The 17,324-nt window shown below is 66.3% G+C and carries 14 protein-coding genes; 9 read left to right on the plus strand and 5 right to left on the minus strand.

Going from position 1 to position 17,324, the window contains the following annotated elements; all coding sequences use genetic code 11:
• The first annotated feature begins 22 nt into the window (after positions 1–22).
• From GUY30_RS16415 to GUY30_RS16440, 6 genes are all read left to right on the plus strand, one after another.
• The gene (locus GUY30_RS16415) at positions 23–937 is read left to right on the plus strand and encodes a GTP pyrophosphokinase (RefSeq protein ID WP_167199922.1); all 915 of its coding nucleotides are present in this window, start codon (positions 23–25) and stop codon (positions 935–937) included.
• Between the two features lie 70 nt (positions 938–1,007).
• Positions 1,008–1,886, plus strand: a complete 879-nt coding sequence (locus GUY30_RS16420) for a DUF5926 family protein (protein ID WP_167199925.1) — start codon at positions 1,008–1,010, stop codon at positions 1,884–1,886.
• 78 nt (positions 1,887–1,964) lie between these two features.
• Entirely contained in the window at positions 1,965–2,741 is a 777-nt protein-coding gene (locus GUY30_RS16425) for a glycosyltransferase family 2 protein (protein WP_167199928.1), read from the plus strand.
• Entirely contained in the window at positions 2,738–3,676 is a 939-nt protein-coding gene (gene pheA, locus GUY30_RS16430) for a prephenate dehydratase (RefSeq protein ID WP_167199931.1), read from the plus strand. Before GUY30_RS16425 ends, pheA begins: the two co-directional genes overlap by 4 nt.
• 196 nt (positions 3,677–3,872) lie before the next feature.
• Positions 3,873–5,765 carry an FAD-binding dehydrogenase gene (locus tag GUY30_RS16435; RefSeq protein WP_167199934.1) on the plus strand — a complete coding sequence of 631 codons (1,893 nt, stop codon included), beginning with the start codon at positions 3,873–3,875 and terminating at the stop codon, positions 5,763–5,765.
• Complete coding sequence (locus tag GUY30_RS16440; RefSeq protein ID WP_167199937.1) at positions 5,762–6,601, plus strand: SDR family oxidoreductase; 840 nt, start codon at positions 5,762–5,764, stop codon at positions 6,599–6,601. Before GUY30_RS16435 ends, GUY30_RS16440 begins: the two co-directional genes overlap by 4 nt.
• Positions 6,602–6,627: 26 nt before the next feature.
• On the opposite strand, the gene GUY30_RS16445 is transcribed toward GUY30_RS16440, so the two are convergent.
• Together GUY30_RS16445 and GUY30_RS16450 are read right to left on the minus strand one after the other, a co-directional pair.
• On the minus strand, positions 6,628–7,560 hold the full coding sequence (locus GUY30_RS16445; RefSeq protein WP_167199939.1) for an NAD-dependent epimerase/dehydratase family protein: 933 nt from the start codon (positions 7,558–7,560) through the stop codon (positions 6,628–6,630).
• Positions 7,561–7,593: 33 nt separating this feature from the next.
• On the minus strand, positions 7,594–8,373 hold the full coding sequence (locus GUY30_RS16450) for an enoyl-CoA hydratase (RefSeq protein ID WP_167199942.1): 780 nt from the start codon (positions 8,371–8,373) through the stop codon (positions 7,594–7,596).
• A gap of 108 nt (positions 8,374–8,481) precedes the next feature.
• Between GUY30_RS16450 and GUY30_RS16455 the strand changes: the two genes are divergently transcribed.
• Together GUY30_RS16455 and clpB are read left to right on the plus strand one after the other, a co-directional pair.
• Positions 8,482–9,141, plus strand: a complete 660-nt coding sequence (locus tag GUY30_RS16455; protein WP_208091443.1) for a cation:proton antiporter family protein — start codon at positions 8,482–8,484, stop codon at positions 9,139–9,141.
• 189 nt (positions 9,142–9,330) lie between these two features.
• Entirely contained in the window at positions 9,331–11,937 is a 2,607-nt protein-coding gene (gene clpB, locus GUY30_RS16460) for an ATP-dependent chaperone ClpB (protein WP_167199945.1), read from the plus strand.
• A 362-nt stretch (positions 11,938–12,299) separates the two neighbouring features.
• Here clpB and GUY30_RS16465 read toward each other — a convergent pair whose 3' ends face one another.
• The 3 genes from GUY30_RS16465 to GUY30_RS16475 form a co-directional block, all read right to left on the minus strand.
• A complete protein-coding gene (locus GUY30_RS16465) occupies positions 12,300–13,664 on the minus strand; it encodes an HTTM domain-containing protein (RefSeq protein ID WP_228281493.1) in 1,365 nt (454 codons plus the stop codon).
• Positions 13,654–14,442, minus strand: a complete 789-nt coding sequence (locus GUY30_RS16470; RefSeq protein WP_167199948.1) for a DUF5819 family protein — start codon at positions 14,440–14,442, stop codon at positions 13,654–13,656. Before GUY30_RS16470 ends, GUY30_RS16465 begins: the two co-directional genes overlap by 11 nt.
• Positions 14,443–14,659: 217 nt before the next feature.
• A complete protein-coding gene (locus GUY30_RS16475) occupies positions 14,660–15,835 on the minus strand; it encodes a CaiB/BaiF CoA transferase family protein (RefSeq protein WP_228281496.1) in 1,176 nt (391 codons plus the stop codon).
• A gap of 250 nt (positions 15,836–16,085) precedes the next feature.
• Between GUY30_RS16475 and GUY30_RS16480 the strand changes: the two genes are divergently transcribed.
• Positions 16,086–17,120 (plus strand): agmatine deiminase family protein, encoded by a 1,035-nt coding sequence (locus GUY30_RS16480; protein ID WP_167199951.1) that lies wholly within the window; start codon positions 16,086–16,088, stop codon positions 17,118–17,120.
• Positions 17,121–17,324: the final 204 nt, after the last annotated feature.

A 17,324-nucleotide genomic window follows, 5' to 3' on the forward strand; every position in this document is an offset into this window, starting at 1 on the left:
AGGAGCTAGGAAGGTGACGAGGATGTCAGCAACTGTCCGCGAATTGGTCGACGAAGCCTACGACCGGCGTGAGTCCACCTGGAGGGCCGCCCTCGAGACGGTCAACGACTGGGTCGAGTCCGTCCGCGCTCCTTCCGCTCTGCTCTCCGGGGATCGAGTGCGCGTCGTCGACGGTCGGATCAAGGATCGGATGCGCACAGGCGAGAAGCTGCGCCGCAAACTCGCCGATGCCAATGACGAGATCCACGAATCCGTCGAGGTCGAGAATCAGGTCATCGATGTCGTCGGCGCCCGTGTCATCTGCCGCACCGAACGCGAACAGTCAGCCCTGTGGGATCTGCTCACCGCGGTGAGCGACGATACGAACCTCTCCATCGCCGAGGTGCGCGACTATTCCGCAACCCCGAAACCGTCGGGATACCGCGGCCGCCACCTCATCGTCGAGGTGCCCTTCGACTCCGAACCCTCCGTCCTCGTCGAACTCCAGCTGCGCACGATCATGCAGGACGCATGGTGCGTGCTCGCCGAGGAGCATCTGTTCAAACCGGGCCAGGCCCTGAAGACCGATGCCCAGCAGGAACGGCTCTCGGTGATCCTCGCCGGACTTATGGCACAGGCCGACTCCGTGGCCGGCTATATCGCCGATGACGTCGGCGCGTATCTGGGCATGGGCAATTCCGCTCTGCCCAGAGCCTTCGCCGAGGCGGACGAACCGACCGATCCGGCCATCGAGGTCACGATCCGCGAACTCAACCACTCCTACGTCCTCGCCGCCGATGAGGTGGGTCGTCACGGCATCATCCGCTTGGAGACGCTCGGGCTGACTCCCGACAATCCGGAGCGCTCGGCCTTCCCCCATCCGGGCGACAAGCTGCAGGTGCGGATGGACGAGTCGAACAACACGCGCTACTTCATCCCCGTCGGCCGGGAGAGCTGAGCCCGTCGCCACACGACCGACTGCGGACTGGGCAGCCTTCCGGGCGCCACACCGACTAGACTTGCGTCCCATGGGAAAGAAGTCGAAGCGCTCCAAGGAAGAACTCATCGCCAAACGCCTCGCCAGGGCGCAGGCCACGGCATTCGTCGCACGTCCCTTCGCGGACCTGCCGTTCGAAGCCGACCTCATCTGCCTGCGTGAGCTCGTGCCCGCGGCCACCGCGACCGCGAGGCTGACCGAGGAATACGGCGGCCACGAGGTGACCATCACTTCCCTGCTGCCCGCGGCATGGCAGGCGTGGCACCGCGACGACGGTGAGATCCTGGCCGGAATGCAGGTGCCCGTGTCCTCGACCGACGCCTCCCGCGATGTCGCCCGCGGACTGCTGGCCGCCGTCGATGCCGAACCCGGCACCTCCATCGAAGCCACCACCGAACCCGGCGAGGGCCCGCGCCTGCAGGACATCCTCGACACCTCTCATCCGTTCGACGTCCGCGTGCTCGAGAACTTCGACTACTGGGCCCTGCCCGAGGCGGAGAGCGACCCCGACGTCGCCGCCGCCCTCCAGCAGGCCAACGACTCCGTGGCCCCGACGGAGAAGCTCGCCTCCGTCGACTCCGCCTACTGGACCGAGATGTCCGGCCGCACCTACGTCCGCTGGGCTCGCCCCGAGGGTGAGGACCGCGTCGTCGACGCGATGGCCCGCCTGCAGGCCGAGAACGCCAACGACCTCGGCGGAATCGGCACCTTCCTCGGCTACTTCCGCGCCCACGGCATCATCGTCCCCGTCTGGGAACTCGAGTTCGGCACGCAGGTCGACGACGTCGAAGAGCCCATCGCCGCCTTCGGCAAGCGCCTCGACGAAGCTCTGAACACGACCGAGCCGATGAGCACCGAGGCCCGCCGCGTCCGCTCGGGCATCGTGTCCCGCCAGCTGACCATCCACTGATATCCGTCGCCCCATCACCGAGGCGGGACCCGGGAACGGCGCCCCGCCTCGGTGCCGGTGACGGACAGGAGAACCGACATGAGCGCACAGCCGCACCCTGCCCCCGAGGCGGTCGCTGCCATCATCCCCGCGATGGACGAATCCGCGCGGATCGCTGCCACCGTCACTGCGGCCAAGCAGATCCCCGGGGTCGACATCGTCCTCGTCGTCGACGACGGATCGTCTGACGACACGGGGGTCCTGGCCCGCCGGGCCGGCGCCGAGGTGATCACCCACCCGAAGAACAAGGGCAAGGCCGCGGCCATGATGACCGGGGCGTTCGCTCTGCGCAATCGGGAGATCTCCGACGCCGATCCGGGTGCCGATCCGCACCACCGGGCGCTGCTGTTCATCGACGGCGACCTCGAGGACTCCGCGATCAATACCGCTCCCCTGGCCGCCCCGGTGCTCGCAGGGGAAGCCGATATGACGATCGCGATCCTGCCCACCCAGAAGCGCAAGGGCGGCGGCTTCGGCTTCGTCGTCGGATTGGCGAAGAAAGGGATCGCCGAGCTCTCCGGGTTCGACGCCACCCAACCCCTGTCGGGAATGCGCTGCCTGTCGCGGGAGGCCTTCGACGCGGCCCTGCCGTTCGCCGCCGGATGGGGCGTCGAGGCGGCCATGACCATCGACGTCGTCAACGCCGGACTGCGCGTCGAAGAAGTCGAGTGCGACCTCCACCACCGCGTCACCGGTCGCGATCTGAAAGCGCAGCTGCACCGCGCCGCCCAGTACCGCGATGTCGCCCGCGCCATCCTCGTCCGCCGCCTCCGCGCGAAGCGGAATGGCGATAACCACAAGGAGACCGGCAAGTGAGCCTCAACCGTTTCGCGTATCTCGGCCCCGAGGCCACCTTCACCGAGGCGGCCCTGCTCAGCTTCCTCGACTCCCGGAACCTGCGTGCCGACGCCTCGACGCACCCGATGCGCAATGCACCCTCGGCACTCGATTCGGTGCTCGAGGGCGACTGCGATGCCGCGGTCGTGCCGATCGAGAACTCCCTCGAAGGCGGAGTACCGGCCACGATCGATGCGCTGACGGAGAACGGACGCCTGCAGATCATCGCCGAGGTGGTCGTGCCCGTCCGCTTCGTCCTCGCCGTCAAGCCCGGCACCACCAAGGAGGAGATCTCCTCCTTCGGCTCCCACCCGCACGGCGAGGCACAGGTGCGCGCGTTCATGAACGAGCACTTCCCCGAAGCCGTCTACCTGCCGACGTCCTCAACTGCCGCGGCCGCCAGGGATCTGGCCAATGACGCCGGCGACCATATGGCCGCGGTCTGCCCGGCTCTGGCCGCGCAGCGGTATGGACTCGAAGTCGTCGCCGAGGACATCGGCGACCGCAAGGACGCAGTCACCCGATTCGTCGTGGTCACCCGCCCAGGTCCTCTGCCGACTCCAACAGGGGCCGATAAGACGACCATCGTGGCGGCGCTGCGCTCGGACCGTGCTGGTTCGCTGCTCGAACTGCTCGAACAGTTCTCCAGCCGCGGGATCAATATGTCCCGCATCGAATCCCGTCCGACCGGTGACGGACTGGGCCTCTACCAGTTCTCCATCGACCTGCTCGGACACATCCATGAGGCACGCATGGCCGAGGCCCTGCAGGGCGTTCACCGGGCGGCTCTCACACTGCACTTCCTCGGCAGCTACCCGAGCTCCGACGGAGCCGTGGTGCCGATCGACCCGACGACGACGGACGAGTCCTTCGCCGCGGCCGCCGACTGGCTGGAGTCGACCCTGGGCGCCTGAACGTGTGGTGCGGTGCCCCGTCCCGGCTCGTTGCTGAACGCGGCGCCTGATCGTCCCCTACTCGCCGCCGAATCTGCAATACTGAAGCCTACTGGTAGGTAAGTGTGCGCAGATTGCCAGAAACTGGTCTGTTTCTGGCAATCTGCGCACACTTAAGTCGGTTCACCCGCCGACGAATGCGACAGAGGAGTCGACGATGAGTTCTTTTGGCAGCACGGACCCGTCCCCCACAGCCGATGACCGCGGCGGCAGCTCCGCGGTTGGAGATCTCTCCGCTCCGGGCCGCCCCTCCCCCGATGCGATCATCGTCGGAGCCGGGCTCGCCGGACTCGTCGCCGCCCACGAACTCACTCAGGCCGGCAAGCGCGTGCTCATCCTCGACCAGGAGAACCGCGCGAACCTCGGCGGGCAGGCCTTCTGGTCGCTCGGCGGGCTCTTCCTCATCGACTCCCCCGAACAGCGCCGACTGCGCATCCACGATTCGCTCGAGCTCGCCAAGGACGACTGGGCCACCTCGGCGGGCTTCGACCGAGACGAGGACCATTGGCCCAGGAAGTGGGCGGAGGCCTACCTCGAGTTCGCGGCCGGCGAGAAGCGCGAGTACCTGCGTGACCTCGGACTGAAGCTGACGCCGATCGTCGGCTGGGCCGAACGCGGCGGCTCCGGGGCCGGCGAGCACGGCAATTCCGTCCCCCGCTTCCACCTGACCTGGGGCACCGGCCCCGAGGTGGTCCGGGTCTTCCGCGAACCCGTCGAATCCGCGGAGGCCGCCGGACTCGTCGAGTTCGCCTTCGGGCACCGCGTCGACGAACTCATCACCGAGGGTGGTGCCGTCGTCGGGGTCCGCGGACGCACACTGGCCCTCAGCCACACGGCCCGCGGAGTCGAGTCGAACCGGGAGGAAGTCGCGGACTTCGACCTCCGCGCTCCCGCCGTCATCGTCACCACCGGCGGGATCGGACACAATTTCGAGCTGATGAGGAAATACTGGCCGACCGACCGCCTCGGCGAGTTCCCGGATACGATGCTCGCCGGAGTCCCCGCGCACGTGGACGGGCGGATGCTGCAGATCGCCGAGGATGCCGGAGCCAGCCTCATCAACCGGGACCGCATCTGGGCATATACGGAGGGCATCGAGAACTGGAATCCGATCTGGCCGGGGCACGGGATCCGCATCATTCCGGGACCATCGTCGCTGTGGTTCGACGCCGAGGGCAACCGCTTCCCGGCCCCGAACTACCCCGGTTTCGATACGAATCGGACGATGCGCACGATCCTGGACACCGGACACGACTATTCGTGGTTCGTGCTCAACGAGTCGATCATCCGCAAGGAATTCGCGCTCTCCGGTTCGGAGCAGAACCCGGACCTCACGGAGAAGGACATTCGGATCACGCTCGATCGGGTGCGCTCCTCCGATGCCCCGGGACCGATCGAGGCCTTCAAGAAGTACGGCTCCGACTTCGTCGTGGCCGAAACCACCGAGGAACTGGTCGCGGGAATGAACGAACGCTCCCGGGGACCGGTCATCGATCATGACCACATCGTGGAGCAGATCCGGCAGCGGGACCGGCAGACCGAGCACGGCTTCTCCAAAGATGCGCAGGTCCAAGCCATCCACAATGCGCGGTCCTATCTGGGCGATAAGATCGTGCGCGCGGTCAAGCCGCACAAGATCCTCGACCCCGCGCACGGACCGCTCATCGCGGTGCGGCTGAGCCTGCTCTCGCGCAAGACGCTCGGAGGGCTGGAGACGAACCTCGACGGGCAGGTCCTGGCGGGATCCGGCCCGGCTGCACTCGGCGGGCCCGGTGGCGGCGACAATGCAGGTGGTCCAGGCGCCGAAGACTCGAACACACCGATCCCCGGCCTCTATGCGGCCGGCGAGGTGACCGGTTTCGGCGGCGGCGGAATGCACGGCTACAACGCGCTCGAGGGCACCTTCCTCGGCGGGTGCATCTTCTCCGGCATGCGCGCCGGCCGCGCTGCTGCCAAGCAGGGCCGGGCCGCGGCGACGCAGGTGAGTCTTGAGGCGACGCCTGGACACCCGCAAACCGCATCCGCACCCAACGATGGAGAACACACATGACCACCACCGCGCAGGCAGACCTCACCATCCTTGTCACGGGCGGCACCTCGGGCATCGGCCGAGCCCTCGCCGAGGCGCTGGCGGCGAAGCGCTGCACGGTACTGACGACCAGCCGGAACCCCGACCGCCTCGCACCTGCCGAGCGGATCCCCGGTGTCCGGTATCTGCAACTCGATCTGGCCGACCCGGATGGTCCGGACGCCCTGGCAGAGGAACTCGAGGATCTCGGCCTGCTCGACGACATCGATGTGCTCATCAACAACGCCGGTGAGAGCCAGTCGGGTCCGTTCGAAGAGCTGCCGGCCGAGGCCATTGAGCGACTCTTCCGCACCAACGTGTTCGGACCCGTTCGGCTGAGCCAGCTCGTTCTGCCCGGTATGCGTGCGCGCCGCCGGGGGCGCATCATCATGGTCGGGTCGATGCTCGGCAGCTTTCCCTTGGCCCACCGCAGTTCGTATTCAGCGGCGAAGGCGGCTCTGCGCACTTTCGCCACGGCGGCACGGCAGGAGCTTTCACCCTTCGGTGTGTGGGTGAGCACCGTCGAACCGGGTTCGATCGCCACGGGAATCGGGCTGCGGCGGACGAAGTACCTCGAGGAGGGCTCACCCTATACGGACGACGTCACGACGATGCTCGAGCATCTCGATGCCAACGAACGCGGAGGCATTCCTGCTGAGAAGGTCGCCGCCACGATCGTCGATGCGATGGTCGCGCCGAGGCCGCGAGAGTTCTACGCCGTCGGCAGCAGGGCACCGCTGCCGTTTCTGCTCAAGCGCGCACTTCCGCGCGAACTCCTGTCGAAGATCGTCGCCGCCCAGCACGGTCTGAAGCGGTGAGCGCAGGCGGTCCGTTCCCAACCGCCCTACTGCAGGCGGGACGGGATGAGGTGTTGGGTGGTCGAGATGCCGAGCACCCGCTGCTGCCGGGACAGGTTGTACGTCCGATCCGACTGCAGGTATCTGACGAGGAAGAGCTTCGCTCGGTCCCCGCGCTTGAACACGCCCTTGATCTTGAGCCCCAGCTTCGCCGACACCAGCGCCTTGTCCTTCGCGACACCCTCGATGACGACCTGGTCATAGCCCATCCGAGCAAAGTGAGTGACCACAGCCTCTTTGAGCCGGTACGGAATCGGGTCACCGATGTTGAAGGGACCCGCCGCCGAAGGCACGTCGAGGCAGGCGAGCGCTGCCCGCACCACATTGCCGACATGCGTCAGGGTGATCTTCTGTCGTCCGCCGCCGGGCAGCCGCAGCACACCCTTCTTCGACATCCGCGACAGGAGCGGCATGAGCATCGTCTCCCCCGGACCGTAGACAGCCGCAGGACGCAGGATCGCAGCATCGGGACGGAGCCTCATGACGAGCTGCTCGGCGAGAGCATGGGTGCGAGAGTACGCGTCGGCGAAGTCGTTGGGATCCTTCGGCCCGGCCTCCTCCCACAACTCTGCGTGGGGTTCGGACTCGGAGTACACCGTCGTCGAGGACACATGGACGATGCGAGCCGTCGGGAAGGCGTCGAGGACATTGCGCGTGCCCGTCACCTTCACGTCATAGAGAGCGTCGTCATCGGCGCTGACGGAGGCGATTCCGGCACAGTGGAAGACCGCGGTCACATTCTTGGCCAACGAGGTCACCGAGGCGGACGCGGGTTCGGTGATGTCCCAGTGCTGGAAGTTCACCCCGGGGATCTCGGGATCTCGCCGGCACAGCGCGTAGACCGTTTCGTCCCTTTCGGCGAGTGCCCGTGCAATGGCACCACCGATGAAGCCGCTGGCTCCGGTCACTATCACCGCCACGACGTTCCCTTCCTCATCTTCACAACCGCCGCCTCAGCGACGGTGCTGCCACTGCGGCTCCCTCTTCGTCAGGAAGGCGTCGATCCCCTCCTGCGCATCGGCCGCGACGGCATTGTCCGCCATCACCTGCGACATCCGCGCATAGGCATCAGCCACAGGCAGTTCCCGCTGTTCGTAGAACGCGGCCTTTCCTACGGCAACTGTAGCCGACGAGGCGGACGCAACTTTGAGAGCCAATTCCAAGGTGGCGGACTCGAGGTCGGCGCCGGCGACGACGTCGGAGACGAGACCGAACTTCAGCGCATCCTCAGCGGTCACGAAATCACCGGTCAGCAGCATCCGCATCGCCTGCTTAGCCGGCACCGCACGGGAGAGCGCCACCATCGGAGTCGAACAGAACAGACCGATCTTCACTCCCGGAGTTGCGAATCTGGCCGACTCGGCGGCAACGGCCAGATCGCAGGTCGCCACCAGCTGGCAGCCGGCCGCCGTGGCCACTCCCTGCACCTGCGCGATGACCGGCTGCGGGATGGTCTGGATGAGCTGCATCAGTCGGGCACAGGCATCGAACGTAACCTGCTGCGTCTCATGGTCGGCCCCGCGGATCTCGGTGAGGTCATGACCGGAGCTGAACACATGGCCGGCGGTCGACAAGATGACCGCGCGGACATCGGTGCGGTCGGCCACCTCGTTGAGGGTGTCGATGAGGTCTTCCATGACCGTCAGCGACAGCGCGTTGCGCGTGGACGGCCGATTGATCGTCACGGACGCGACCCCGCCGTCGAGCTGCGCGAATACAATTGATTCCGACATAGCCTCATTCTGCCAAAGGTCACCGGGCCCGGCGCGGAATCTGCGCCGACATTTTCCGCCCGCCTCCGGACACATCCGCCCCAGTGGGAGCGGTTCGGAAGGACTGGCATGACCACACTGCTGATGATCATCGGATTCGGAGCCGCCACCTCGGTGGTGGTCGGACGCAAGAGACGCGAGGAGGATCCGGATGCCGCGCCTTTGAGCGTTCGCGATGCGACTCTGATGACCTGGGGCGGGATGCGCGGTCTGGCCACCGTTGCCCTGGCTCTGTCGATCCCGGCCACGACGAGCGCAGGCGCTCCGTTCCCCGGCCGGTCCTATATCGTCGTTGCGGTTGCGGTGGCCCTGCTGGTCACACTGGTGCTGGCGGGCTTGAGCTTTCCGACGGTCGTCGCCGTCCTCGGCATCGACGACGAAGCGGAGAAGGAGCATCAGGCGACGAGGGACATCGCCCTGCGCGCCTATAAGGCCGCGATGCGCGAGGTCAAGAACGATGACACCCTGCCCGACGACGTCATCGAACCGCTGCGGGCCAGGTTCAAGGTCCTCCATGATCAGCTCAGCGGAACCACCGACGACCAGGCAAGTTCGGAACAGGCGATGGCGTTCAAGGAGCACCGGGAGCAGATGATGCAGGTGCAGAAGAAGGCCATGCAGTCTGCGCGTGCCGCGGTGCTCAAGGCCCGGCGCGAACGCGGCACCGATCCGGAGATCGCCGACCGCGTGCTCCACCGCTTCGACCTCCAGTCAGTCATCACGCGGTAGGGGCTGGTCGGTCCCGACCGGACGGGATTCCGGGCCGGTCCCGGTGGGGCAGGGGCACACATCCGGGCGGGATACTTCGACGAAGATTCCTCTGGAAATTCAAAGTTGAGCGGAATAGACTCAACTTTGTCGATGTTGTTCTTGGTGAGAGTTCAAATCAGCCCAGAATCTTAAGAAGGAGATGCGCAGATGGACGCACAGATGACAACCAAATCCCGGGAGGCGCTGCAGACTGCGGTCAACGACGTCGTCGCCCGGCACAACAACCAGATCGAACCGGCCCACCTCGTGGCCGCGCTGCTCAAGCAGCCCGACTCCCTGGCCTCGGCCCTGCTGACGAAGGTCGGCGCCAACCCGCAGTCGGTGCTCACCGCGATTGAAGCAGTGATCGGCGGGTTCCCCACGGTCAGCGGAGCCTCGGTCAGCCAGCCGGGCCTGTCCCGCGCCGGACTCGAGATGATGAACCTCGCGCAGGAGGAGATGACCGCCCTGGGCGATCAGTTCGTTTCGACCGAGCACCTGCTGCTCGCAGCGGCGGCCGGAGATGACGGAGCCGGTGAGACGCTGCGCGCGAATGGGGCGAACCGGGACGCACTGCTTGCGGCCCTGCCCGAACTGCGCGGAGGCAAGAAGGTCACTTCGGAGAACCCCGAGGAGACCATGCAGTCGCTGGAGAAGTTCGGTGTCGACCTCACCGCCACCGCCCGCGAAGGCAAGCTCGACCCGGTGATCGGCCGCGACAAGGAAGTGCGCCGCGTCGTCCAGGTGCTCTCGCGCAGGACGAAGAACAACCCCGTCCTCATCGGTGATCCCGGCGTCGGCAAGACCGCCGTCGTCGAGGGCCTGGCCCAGCGGATCGTGGCCGGAGACGTGCCCGAATCGCTGCGGGACAAGACGCTGATCAGCCTCGACCTGTCCGCCATGGTCGCCGGTGCGAAGTACCGCGGCGAGTTCGAGGAGCGGCTCAAGGCCGTGCTCGAGGAGATCAAGAACTCCGACGGGCAGATCATCACCTTCATCGACGAGCTCCACACGATCGTCGGCGCCGGCGCCGGCGGGGACTCATCGATGGACGCGGGCAATATGCTCAAGCCGATGCTCGCCCGCGGCGAGCTGCGGATGATCGGCGCCACGACCCTGGACGAGTACCGCGAGAACATCGAAAAGGACCCCGCCCTTGAGCGCAGGTTCCAGCAGGTGTTCGTCGGAGAGCCCAGCGTCGAGGACACGATCGCGATCCTCCGCGGGCTCAAGGAACGCTACGAAGCCCACCACAAGGTCTCGATCAATGACGGCGCGCTGGTGGCCGCGGCGACGATGTCGGACCGGTACATCACCGGCAGGCAGCTGCCGGACAAGGCCATCGACCTCGTCGACGAGGCGGCCTCCCGCCTGCGGATGGAGATCGACTCGGCTCCGGTCGAGATCGATGAGCTCCGCCGCGCCGTGGACCGCCTGAAGATGGAGGAAATGGCCCTGTCGAAGGAGACCGATTCCGCATCGGCCGAGCGGTTGAGCGCCCTGCGTGCCGATCTCGCCGACAAGGAGGAGGAGTTGCGTTCGCTCGAAGCGACGTGGGAGTCCCAGCGTGCCGGCCTCAACCGGGTCGGTGAGCTGAAGACGAAGCTCGACGAACTGCGCTCGCAGGCCGAGAGGGCTCAGCGCGACACGGACCTCGAGACCGCATCCCGCCTGCTCTACGGGGAGATCCCCGCAGTGCAGAAGGAGATCGCCGAAGCCGAAGCAGCAGAGGCTCAGGCCGACGCCGGTCAGACCACGGATCCGATGGTCTCGGACAAGGTCTCGAGCAGCGATATCGCCGAGGTGGTCTCCTCCTGGACGGGCATCCCCGCAGGACGCCTCGTCCAAGGTGAGGTCGAGAAGCTGCTCGAAGCCGAGAACATCCTCGGTGAGCGCCTCATCGGTCAGAAGAACGCCGTCGCCGCGGTCTCCGACGCCATCCGCCGTTCGCGTGCGGGTGTCGCCGACCCCGACCGTCCGACCGGTTCGTTCCTGTTCCTCGGGCCCACCGGTGTTGGTAAGACGGAGCTCGCGAAGTCTCTCGCGGACTTCCTCTTCGACGATGAGAAGGCCCTGATCAGGATCGATATGAGCGAATACGGTGAGAAGCACACTGTGTCCCGCCTCGTCGGTGCCCCTCCGGGCTACGTCGGATACGACGAGGGCGGCCAGCTCACCGAAGCGGTCCGCCGTCGTCCGTACTCCGTCGTCCTGCTCGACGAGGTGGAGAAGGCGCACCCGTCCGTCTTCGACATCCTGCTGCAGGTCCTCGATGACGGCCGCCTCACCGATGGTCAGGGACGTACGGTCGACTTCAGGAACACCATCCTGATCCTGACTTCGAACCTCGGTTCGCAGTTCCTCGTCGACACGAACCTGTCGACCGAGGAGCAGAGGTCCAAGGTGCTCGATGTCGTGCATTCGACGTTCAAGCCCGAGTTCCTCAACCGGCTCGACGACATCGTGCTCTTCGATGCGCTCAGCCAGGCAGAGCTCGCCTCGATCGTCGATCTGCAGATCGCGCACATGGCACGCAGGCTCTCGGACCGTCGGGTCTCGCTCGAGGTCACTCAGGGTGCCGAGGACTGGTTGGCCCTCGAAGGCTACGATCCGGCGTTCGGTGCCCGGCCGCTGCGCAGGCTGGTCCAGCGCGAGATCGGCGACAAGCTGGCCCGCGCCCTGCTCGCCGGCGACATCGTCGACGGAGATACCGTGGTCGTCGACCTGCCCGAGGACCCGGAGGCTACCGGCTTGGAGCTGCGCCCCAAGCGGTAAGCCTCCCGCCGGTGGGTGCGCCTCGCGGGTCTCCCGGCTCCGAGCGCGCCTCGCGGATTCCGCCCGGTTTGAGGTGAGCAGCCCTAGTTTGAACATGGGCTGCTCACCTCAGACTGGGCTGTTCTGCTGACCGTCGCAGGCTGCCTGCGGGAATCACGAGTGTCTGCGTCGACAGCACGAGTGGCTCGCAGCCTCTGCGGCGCAGCTACTTGAGCGGCGCAATGCCGAGAATGGGACATGTTTCTCTGAAATGCTCACCGAAGAAAGTGAGCATTTCAGAGGAACATGTCCCATTCGGCTTCTTTTGACAGTGGTGGACTGCGCGCGGTCTACCTCCGGCGCGGCCCAGGTGCACGTGCGGGCTACGTCTTGCGCGGCCCTGAAGACGTCTTCGCCCCGGACTTCGTCGCACCGCTCTTGGAACCGGAGTTGCCCTTCGAACCGGCACCGCCTTTCGAACCGGCGCCGCGAGCAGCCGAACCAGCGTTCGCCCCGGACTTCGCTGCCTTGGCATTCGAACCGCCACGGGCAGCACCCGAACCGCGTCCACCGCCCGCGGCCACGCCGGCGCCCGCGGCCCCGTCGGCGCCCGCGGCCCCGCCGGCGCCCGCGGCCCCGCCGGTCGACCGCGGCGCCGATGATGCCCACCAATGCCGCAGGTAGACGCTGACCTTCGCGAACGAACGGTCGCGGATGAAGATCGCATCGACGGCGATCATCGTCAGCGAGAACCACGGCAGGCCCATGAGCAGCGCGATGCCGAGGTGGAAGGACAGGATGCCCAGCAGCGCGATGATGCGGGTGTAGCGGTTGAAGAGCATGAACGGGAAAGCGCACTGGAAGAGGATCGATCCCCACGAGATCGCCACGACCATCGGTCCCCACGCCGTCATCAGGTCCGACAGCACCGGCCATGTGCCGAACTGCTGAGTGTGCAGCGGGTTGTACACGGCGAATCCGTGCTGCCAGGCTTCGCCACCGGCTTTGTACAGACCGCCGGACATGTAGATCGCGCACACCTGGAATGCGAGCACGACGATCGCAAGATTGTTGGCCATGATGAGCGCCCAGCGCCACTGCCCGCCGTCGTTGTCAGGGAACTCCGGACTCCGCGCCCGCCGCCTCGCGTCAAGCGACCAGCGACGGGTCGTATCGGCGAAGAGCAGGGCGATCATGAACATCCGGTAGGCGTTGTCCCCCTGGTCGCCGGCCCCGTCGTTGAGCTCGATGAAGCTCACCCACAGCACGAGATAGATCGGCAGGATGATCCGAGTGCGCCAACCGAGGATGATGACGACCGCCAGCAGCGCAAGGCCGATCATCATCGCCGTGAACAGCGGCGGCGTCGTCACCGCCCGATGGAAGAGGGAGAAGAGCCAGATGGTCGGGAAGTCGCTCTTGGGTTCGGCGATCTCCCCATTCCACGCCGATCCCACACCGAAGGTGTAGTGCCGCGCATTGAAGTTCGTGAGGATGAGGCCGAGACCGGTCAACCCGATGAGGATCCGCGTCACCGCCAGCCCGTACGTCGCGTGGTACCGGCCGGTGAGCATCTCCTCGAGCCAGTTCCACCCCTGCGCGAGCTTCGTCCGCACGAGGGTCGTCACCGGGACGAGCCCGAATTCGGGTGCGGATTCCTCCGCCGAGGAGGCCGCGCCGGTCCGGTGGTCCGTGACCTCACCATTGCGGTCGTCCCCGTCCTTGCGGGTCGTATCGTCACTGTTCACCGACGCACCTCACTTCGTCGGAGGCGCAGAAGTACTTCGTGAACTCCTCCTGGGACTGATGTTCTTCGACGACGAGTGCGCGCCACCCCACGGGGACGGGCTGGATGTTCGGACGCTTCGCGTCTTTGTCGTTGCGTTCGGCGAAGGGCACGACGTTCTGACGGGCGGCCTGGTATTGGACGCGCTGGACGTCGTCGCCCCAGATGGCCTTCGCCACCTGCGTCGCATACGCGGTCGCCAGGTGTTCGCTCTCCAGGTACTCCGGAATCGCATTCTGCGGGTCGTCGTACTCCCCCAGCTTCGTCTCCAGCCTGTCGACGGAGTCATCGCCCTTGAAATAGTCGAGTTTGACGATCGCCTTCTGATCGTCGGGCAGCTCTTCCCAGGACCCCTTGATGTCCGAGGCCACTCCGACACCCAGTCCCGCCGACCGCGGCGGGAAGAGCTTGTAGGTCGAGTGGTCGAGCTCGACATCGGTGGCCCGGACCCACTGGGTGATCTCTTCGCCGCTGTCGGTCTTGATCACCGCGCGCACGTCGAAGTAGTAGTCGCCATTGATCGGTTCGGGGGCGAACACGCTCCACGACTGCCCCCACAGCGGGATCATGTACTTGGAGAGCAGGTCACCGGGAATCACCTCCCGCATCGTCGACGCAGGGGCGATCCACAGGAAGCTGGCGAAGATATGGAAGCCCGTGATCGCCATGGCGACGACCATCAGGGTCCGTTTCACCGCCGAACGTCGCCGAGGTGTGACCTCGGTCGGCTCATTGTCCATCTCGGTTCCGGATTTCTCTTGGGAGTACGACAGTCGTCACCGCTGGTCCCGCGCCTCATTGCTGGCGTGGCGGTTCCCTCGGTGACAACACACAGTCAATAGCGTACTTCAGCTGTCCCACTGCCCGCCCGGGCAACGACAGAATCACTCGCGGTCACAGCGCACACGATGACTTGCCGATTCGCGGCACACAGTCGACGTCGAACTCGGCCGAGGTCTACTTGGACGCCCGAAGCCACGCCTTGACCGCTTCGGTGGAATCACCGAGCGTCGGCGGGGCCAGTTCGTAGCTGGGCGGAGTCTCGGACAGTCGGATCGGGTTGCGGACTGTGGGGATGACGCGATCGCCGGTCCCCGTCTCGGCGACGGGCTCGAGTCCCAGCGACGATGCCAGGTCCACACCTTGGGCGATCGAGTTGATCGGCGCACACGGCAGCCCCGCCTCGGTGAGGATGTCGAACCATTCCTGGTTCGTCTTCTCACTCAGCGCGGCGATGAGTTCGGGTTCGAGGTCGTCGCGGTTGACGTTGCGGTCGGCGAAGTTCGCGAACCGTTCATCGGCAGCCCATTCGGGATGGCCGAGCACCTCGGCAAGTCGGGCGAACTGTTTGTCGTTGCCGCACGCGATGATGATCTGCCCCTCGGCGGTGGGCATCGGCTGGTACGGGTAGAGACTCGGGTGCTTGTTGCCCATTGCCTGCGGAGTCACGCCGCCGGCCACATACGCCGAGGTCTGATTCGCCAGTCCGGACAGAGCCGAGGACAGCAGGTTGGTCTCCACCAGCTGACCGACGCCGGTGTCCTTCCGATGGGTGAGCGCACCGAGGATGCCCACCGCCGTGTGCAGACCCGTGATCACGTCGACGACGGCGACACCGGCCTTGACCGGGCCCGATTCCTCGGAGCCGGTGACCGACATGAATCCGGACAGGCCCTGGATGAGCAGATCGTAGCCCGGCTGCGAGTTGCCCCGACCGAACCCCGTCACCGACGCGTAGACGATTCCGGGATTGCCCGCGCTGACCGTCTCATAGTCGAGGCCGTACTTCGCCAGTCCCCCGGCCTTGAAGTTCTCGACGAGCACGTCGGCACGCGCGGCGAGCCGCTGAGCGAAGGCGAGGTCCTCCTCGTCCTTGAAGTCGAGGACGACGGAGTGCTTGTTCCGATTCGCCGTGAGGAAATACGTCGCGTCGTCCCCTCGCCGAGGCGGCGCCCAGTGACGTGTATCGTCCCCGGTCTTCCCCTCGACCTTGATGACGGTGGCACCGAGATCCGCAAGCATCATCGTCGCGTAGGGTCCGGCGAGGACTCGAGAGAAGTCGGCCACGATGGTTCCGGCCAGCGGCCCCGTCCCCCGCCTGCCGAACATCTCCTCCAGATCCTGGTCTTCCACTTCCTGCCTCCTTCGGCACGCGATCGAATGCTGGCTCCGGGTCCGGTGTGCGGTGCCCCGGCCAGCTCTGTGACTCCCTGCCAGACTATACGGACTCTTATGAGCGCTCATCGCCCGGGCTGACTACGTGGACTCTCCCGAACCGTCTGGTGCGCGGATCCAGGGAACGGACCTGCGAAATCCGTCGACCGCCTCGGCGAGATTCTGGCTACACTCGGGCTAAGCGACTGGCCAAGCGAAGGGACGAACGATGACGTTGCACATGCCGGCGGAGACCGCCGCCCAGGACCGAGTCTGGATGGCGTTCCCGTCCTCCGGCTACGCCCTCGGCGATACGGAGTCGGAGGCCGAGGCCGCACGCGCCACCTGGGCCGCCGTTGCCCGTGCCACCAGCGAATTCACCCCTGTAACGGTCGTGGTGACCGAGGCACAGACAGAGCACGCGCGGGCCCACCTCGGCGAGGGCATCAATCATGAGATCACCGTCGTCAATGCCGAGCTCGACGATGCGTGGATGCGCGATATCGGGCCGAGCTTCGTCATCGACGACGCGGGAGCGCTGCACGCGGTGGACTGGGTGTTCAACGGATGGGGCGCGCAGGCATGGGCGACGTGGGATCACGATGAGCTCATCGGACGATTCGTCGCGGACCTCGCTGGGGCTCCCGTGATGTCCTCGGATCTGCGCAACGAAGGCGGCGGATTCCACGTCGACGGTATGGGCACGGTGCTCGCAACGCGCAGCGTCCAGCTCGATCCCGGCCGCAATCCTGGCCTGACCGAAGCCGATGTGGAAGCCGAGTTCGCACGCACGATCGGGGCGAAGAAGGTCATCTGGCTCGACCGCGGACTCCACCGGGACAATCAGACCTTCGGCACGCGGGGACATGTCGACATCGTGGCCGCGATGCCCACCCCCGGGGTCGTCCTCGTCCATGATCAGCGCAATCCCGACCATCCCGACTTCGAATTCAGTCGCGCACTCAAGGAGCAGTTCGCGGCCGAGACCACCGCCGACGGCACCCCCTTCGACGTGGTGCCGATCCCGGCTCCCGAAGTGCTGCGCGACGAGGAGGGGTGGGTCGACTACTCGTATGTCAATCACCTCGTCACCAACGGCGGCGTCATCGCCTGCACCTTCGATGATCCGATGGACGCCGAGGCGGCCGCCGTGCTCGAACGCGTCTACCCGGGCCGGAAGGTCGTCGGAGTCGATGCACGCGAACTCTTCGCTCGCGGCGGCGGGATCCACTGCATCACCCAGCAGCAGCCGAGTCTCGGCTGAGCCTCGAAGCCGGGTCTCAGTTGAGCCGCGCGGGGTACGCCTGCACGCGCCACGTGCCGACCCGACGGCTGTGACGATTCCGCGATGACGACGCGGGTGAATCCATACCCGCACGGGCCCGACTCGGTATAAGGTGGATCTCAAGGGCACAGTCCCCGTGCGCTGCCACATCGTTGCCCGGACCTGTGTCGCACAGCAGAACCG

This window comes from Brevibacterium pigmentatum, from assembly GCF_011617465.1.
In the GTDB taxonomy this organism is placed as follows: Bacteria; Actinomycetota; Actinomycetes; order Actinomycetales; family Brevibacteriaceae; genus Brevibacterium; species Brevibacterium pigmentatum.

Bases quoted from the DNA above. Each gene is read 5' to 3' on its own strand.
- GUY30_RS16420 (WP_167199925.1), top strand. From the start codon at position 1,008: ATGGGAAAGAAGTCGAAGCGCTCCAAGGAAGAACTCATCGCCAAACGC.
- GUY30_RS16450 (WP_167199942.1), bottom strand. From the start codon at position 8,373: ATGTCGGAATCAATTGTATTCGCGCAGCTCGACGGCGGGGTCGCGTCC.
- GUY30_RS16440 (WP_167199937.1), top strand. From the start codon at position 5,762: ATGACCACCACCGCGCAGGCAGACCTCACCATCCTTGTCACGGGCGGC.
- GUY30_RS16455 (WP_208091443.1), top strand. From the start codon at position 8,482: ATGACCACACTGCTGATGATCATCGGATTCGGAGCCGCCACCTCGGTG.
- GUY30_RS16425 (WP_167199928.1), top strand. From the start codon at position 1,965: ATGAGCGCACAGCCGCACCCTGCCCCCGAGGCGGTCGCTGCCATCATC.
- GUY30_RS16480 (WP_167199951.1), top strand. From the start codon at position 16,086: ATGACGTTGCACATGCCGGCGGAGACCGCCGCCCAGGACCGAGTCTGG.
- GUY30_RS16470 (WP_167199948.1), bottom strand. From the start codon at position 14,442: ATGGACAATGAGCCGACCGAGGTCACACCTCGGCGACGTTCGGCGGTG.
- clpB (WP_167199945.1), top strand. From the start codon at position 9,331: ATGGACGCACAGATGACAACCAAATCCCGGGAGGCGCTGCAGACTGCG.
- GUY30_RS16435 (WP_167199934.1), top strand. From the start codon at position 3,873: ATGAGTTCTTTTGGCAGCACGGACCCGTCCCCCACAGCCGATGACCGC.
- GUY30_RS16415 (WP_167199922.1), top strand. From the start codon at position 23: ATGTCAGCAACTGTCCGCGAATTGGTCGACGAAGCCTACGACCGGCGT.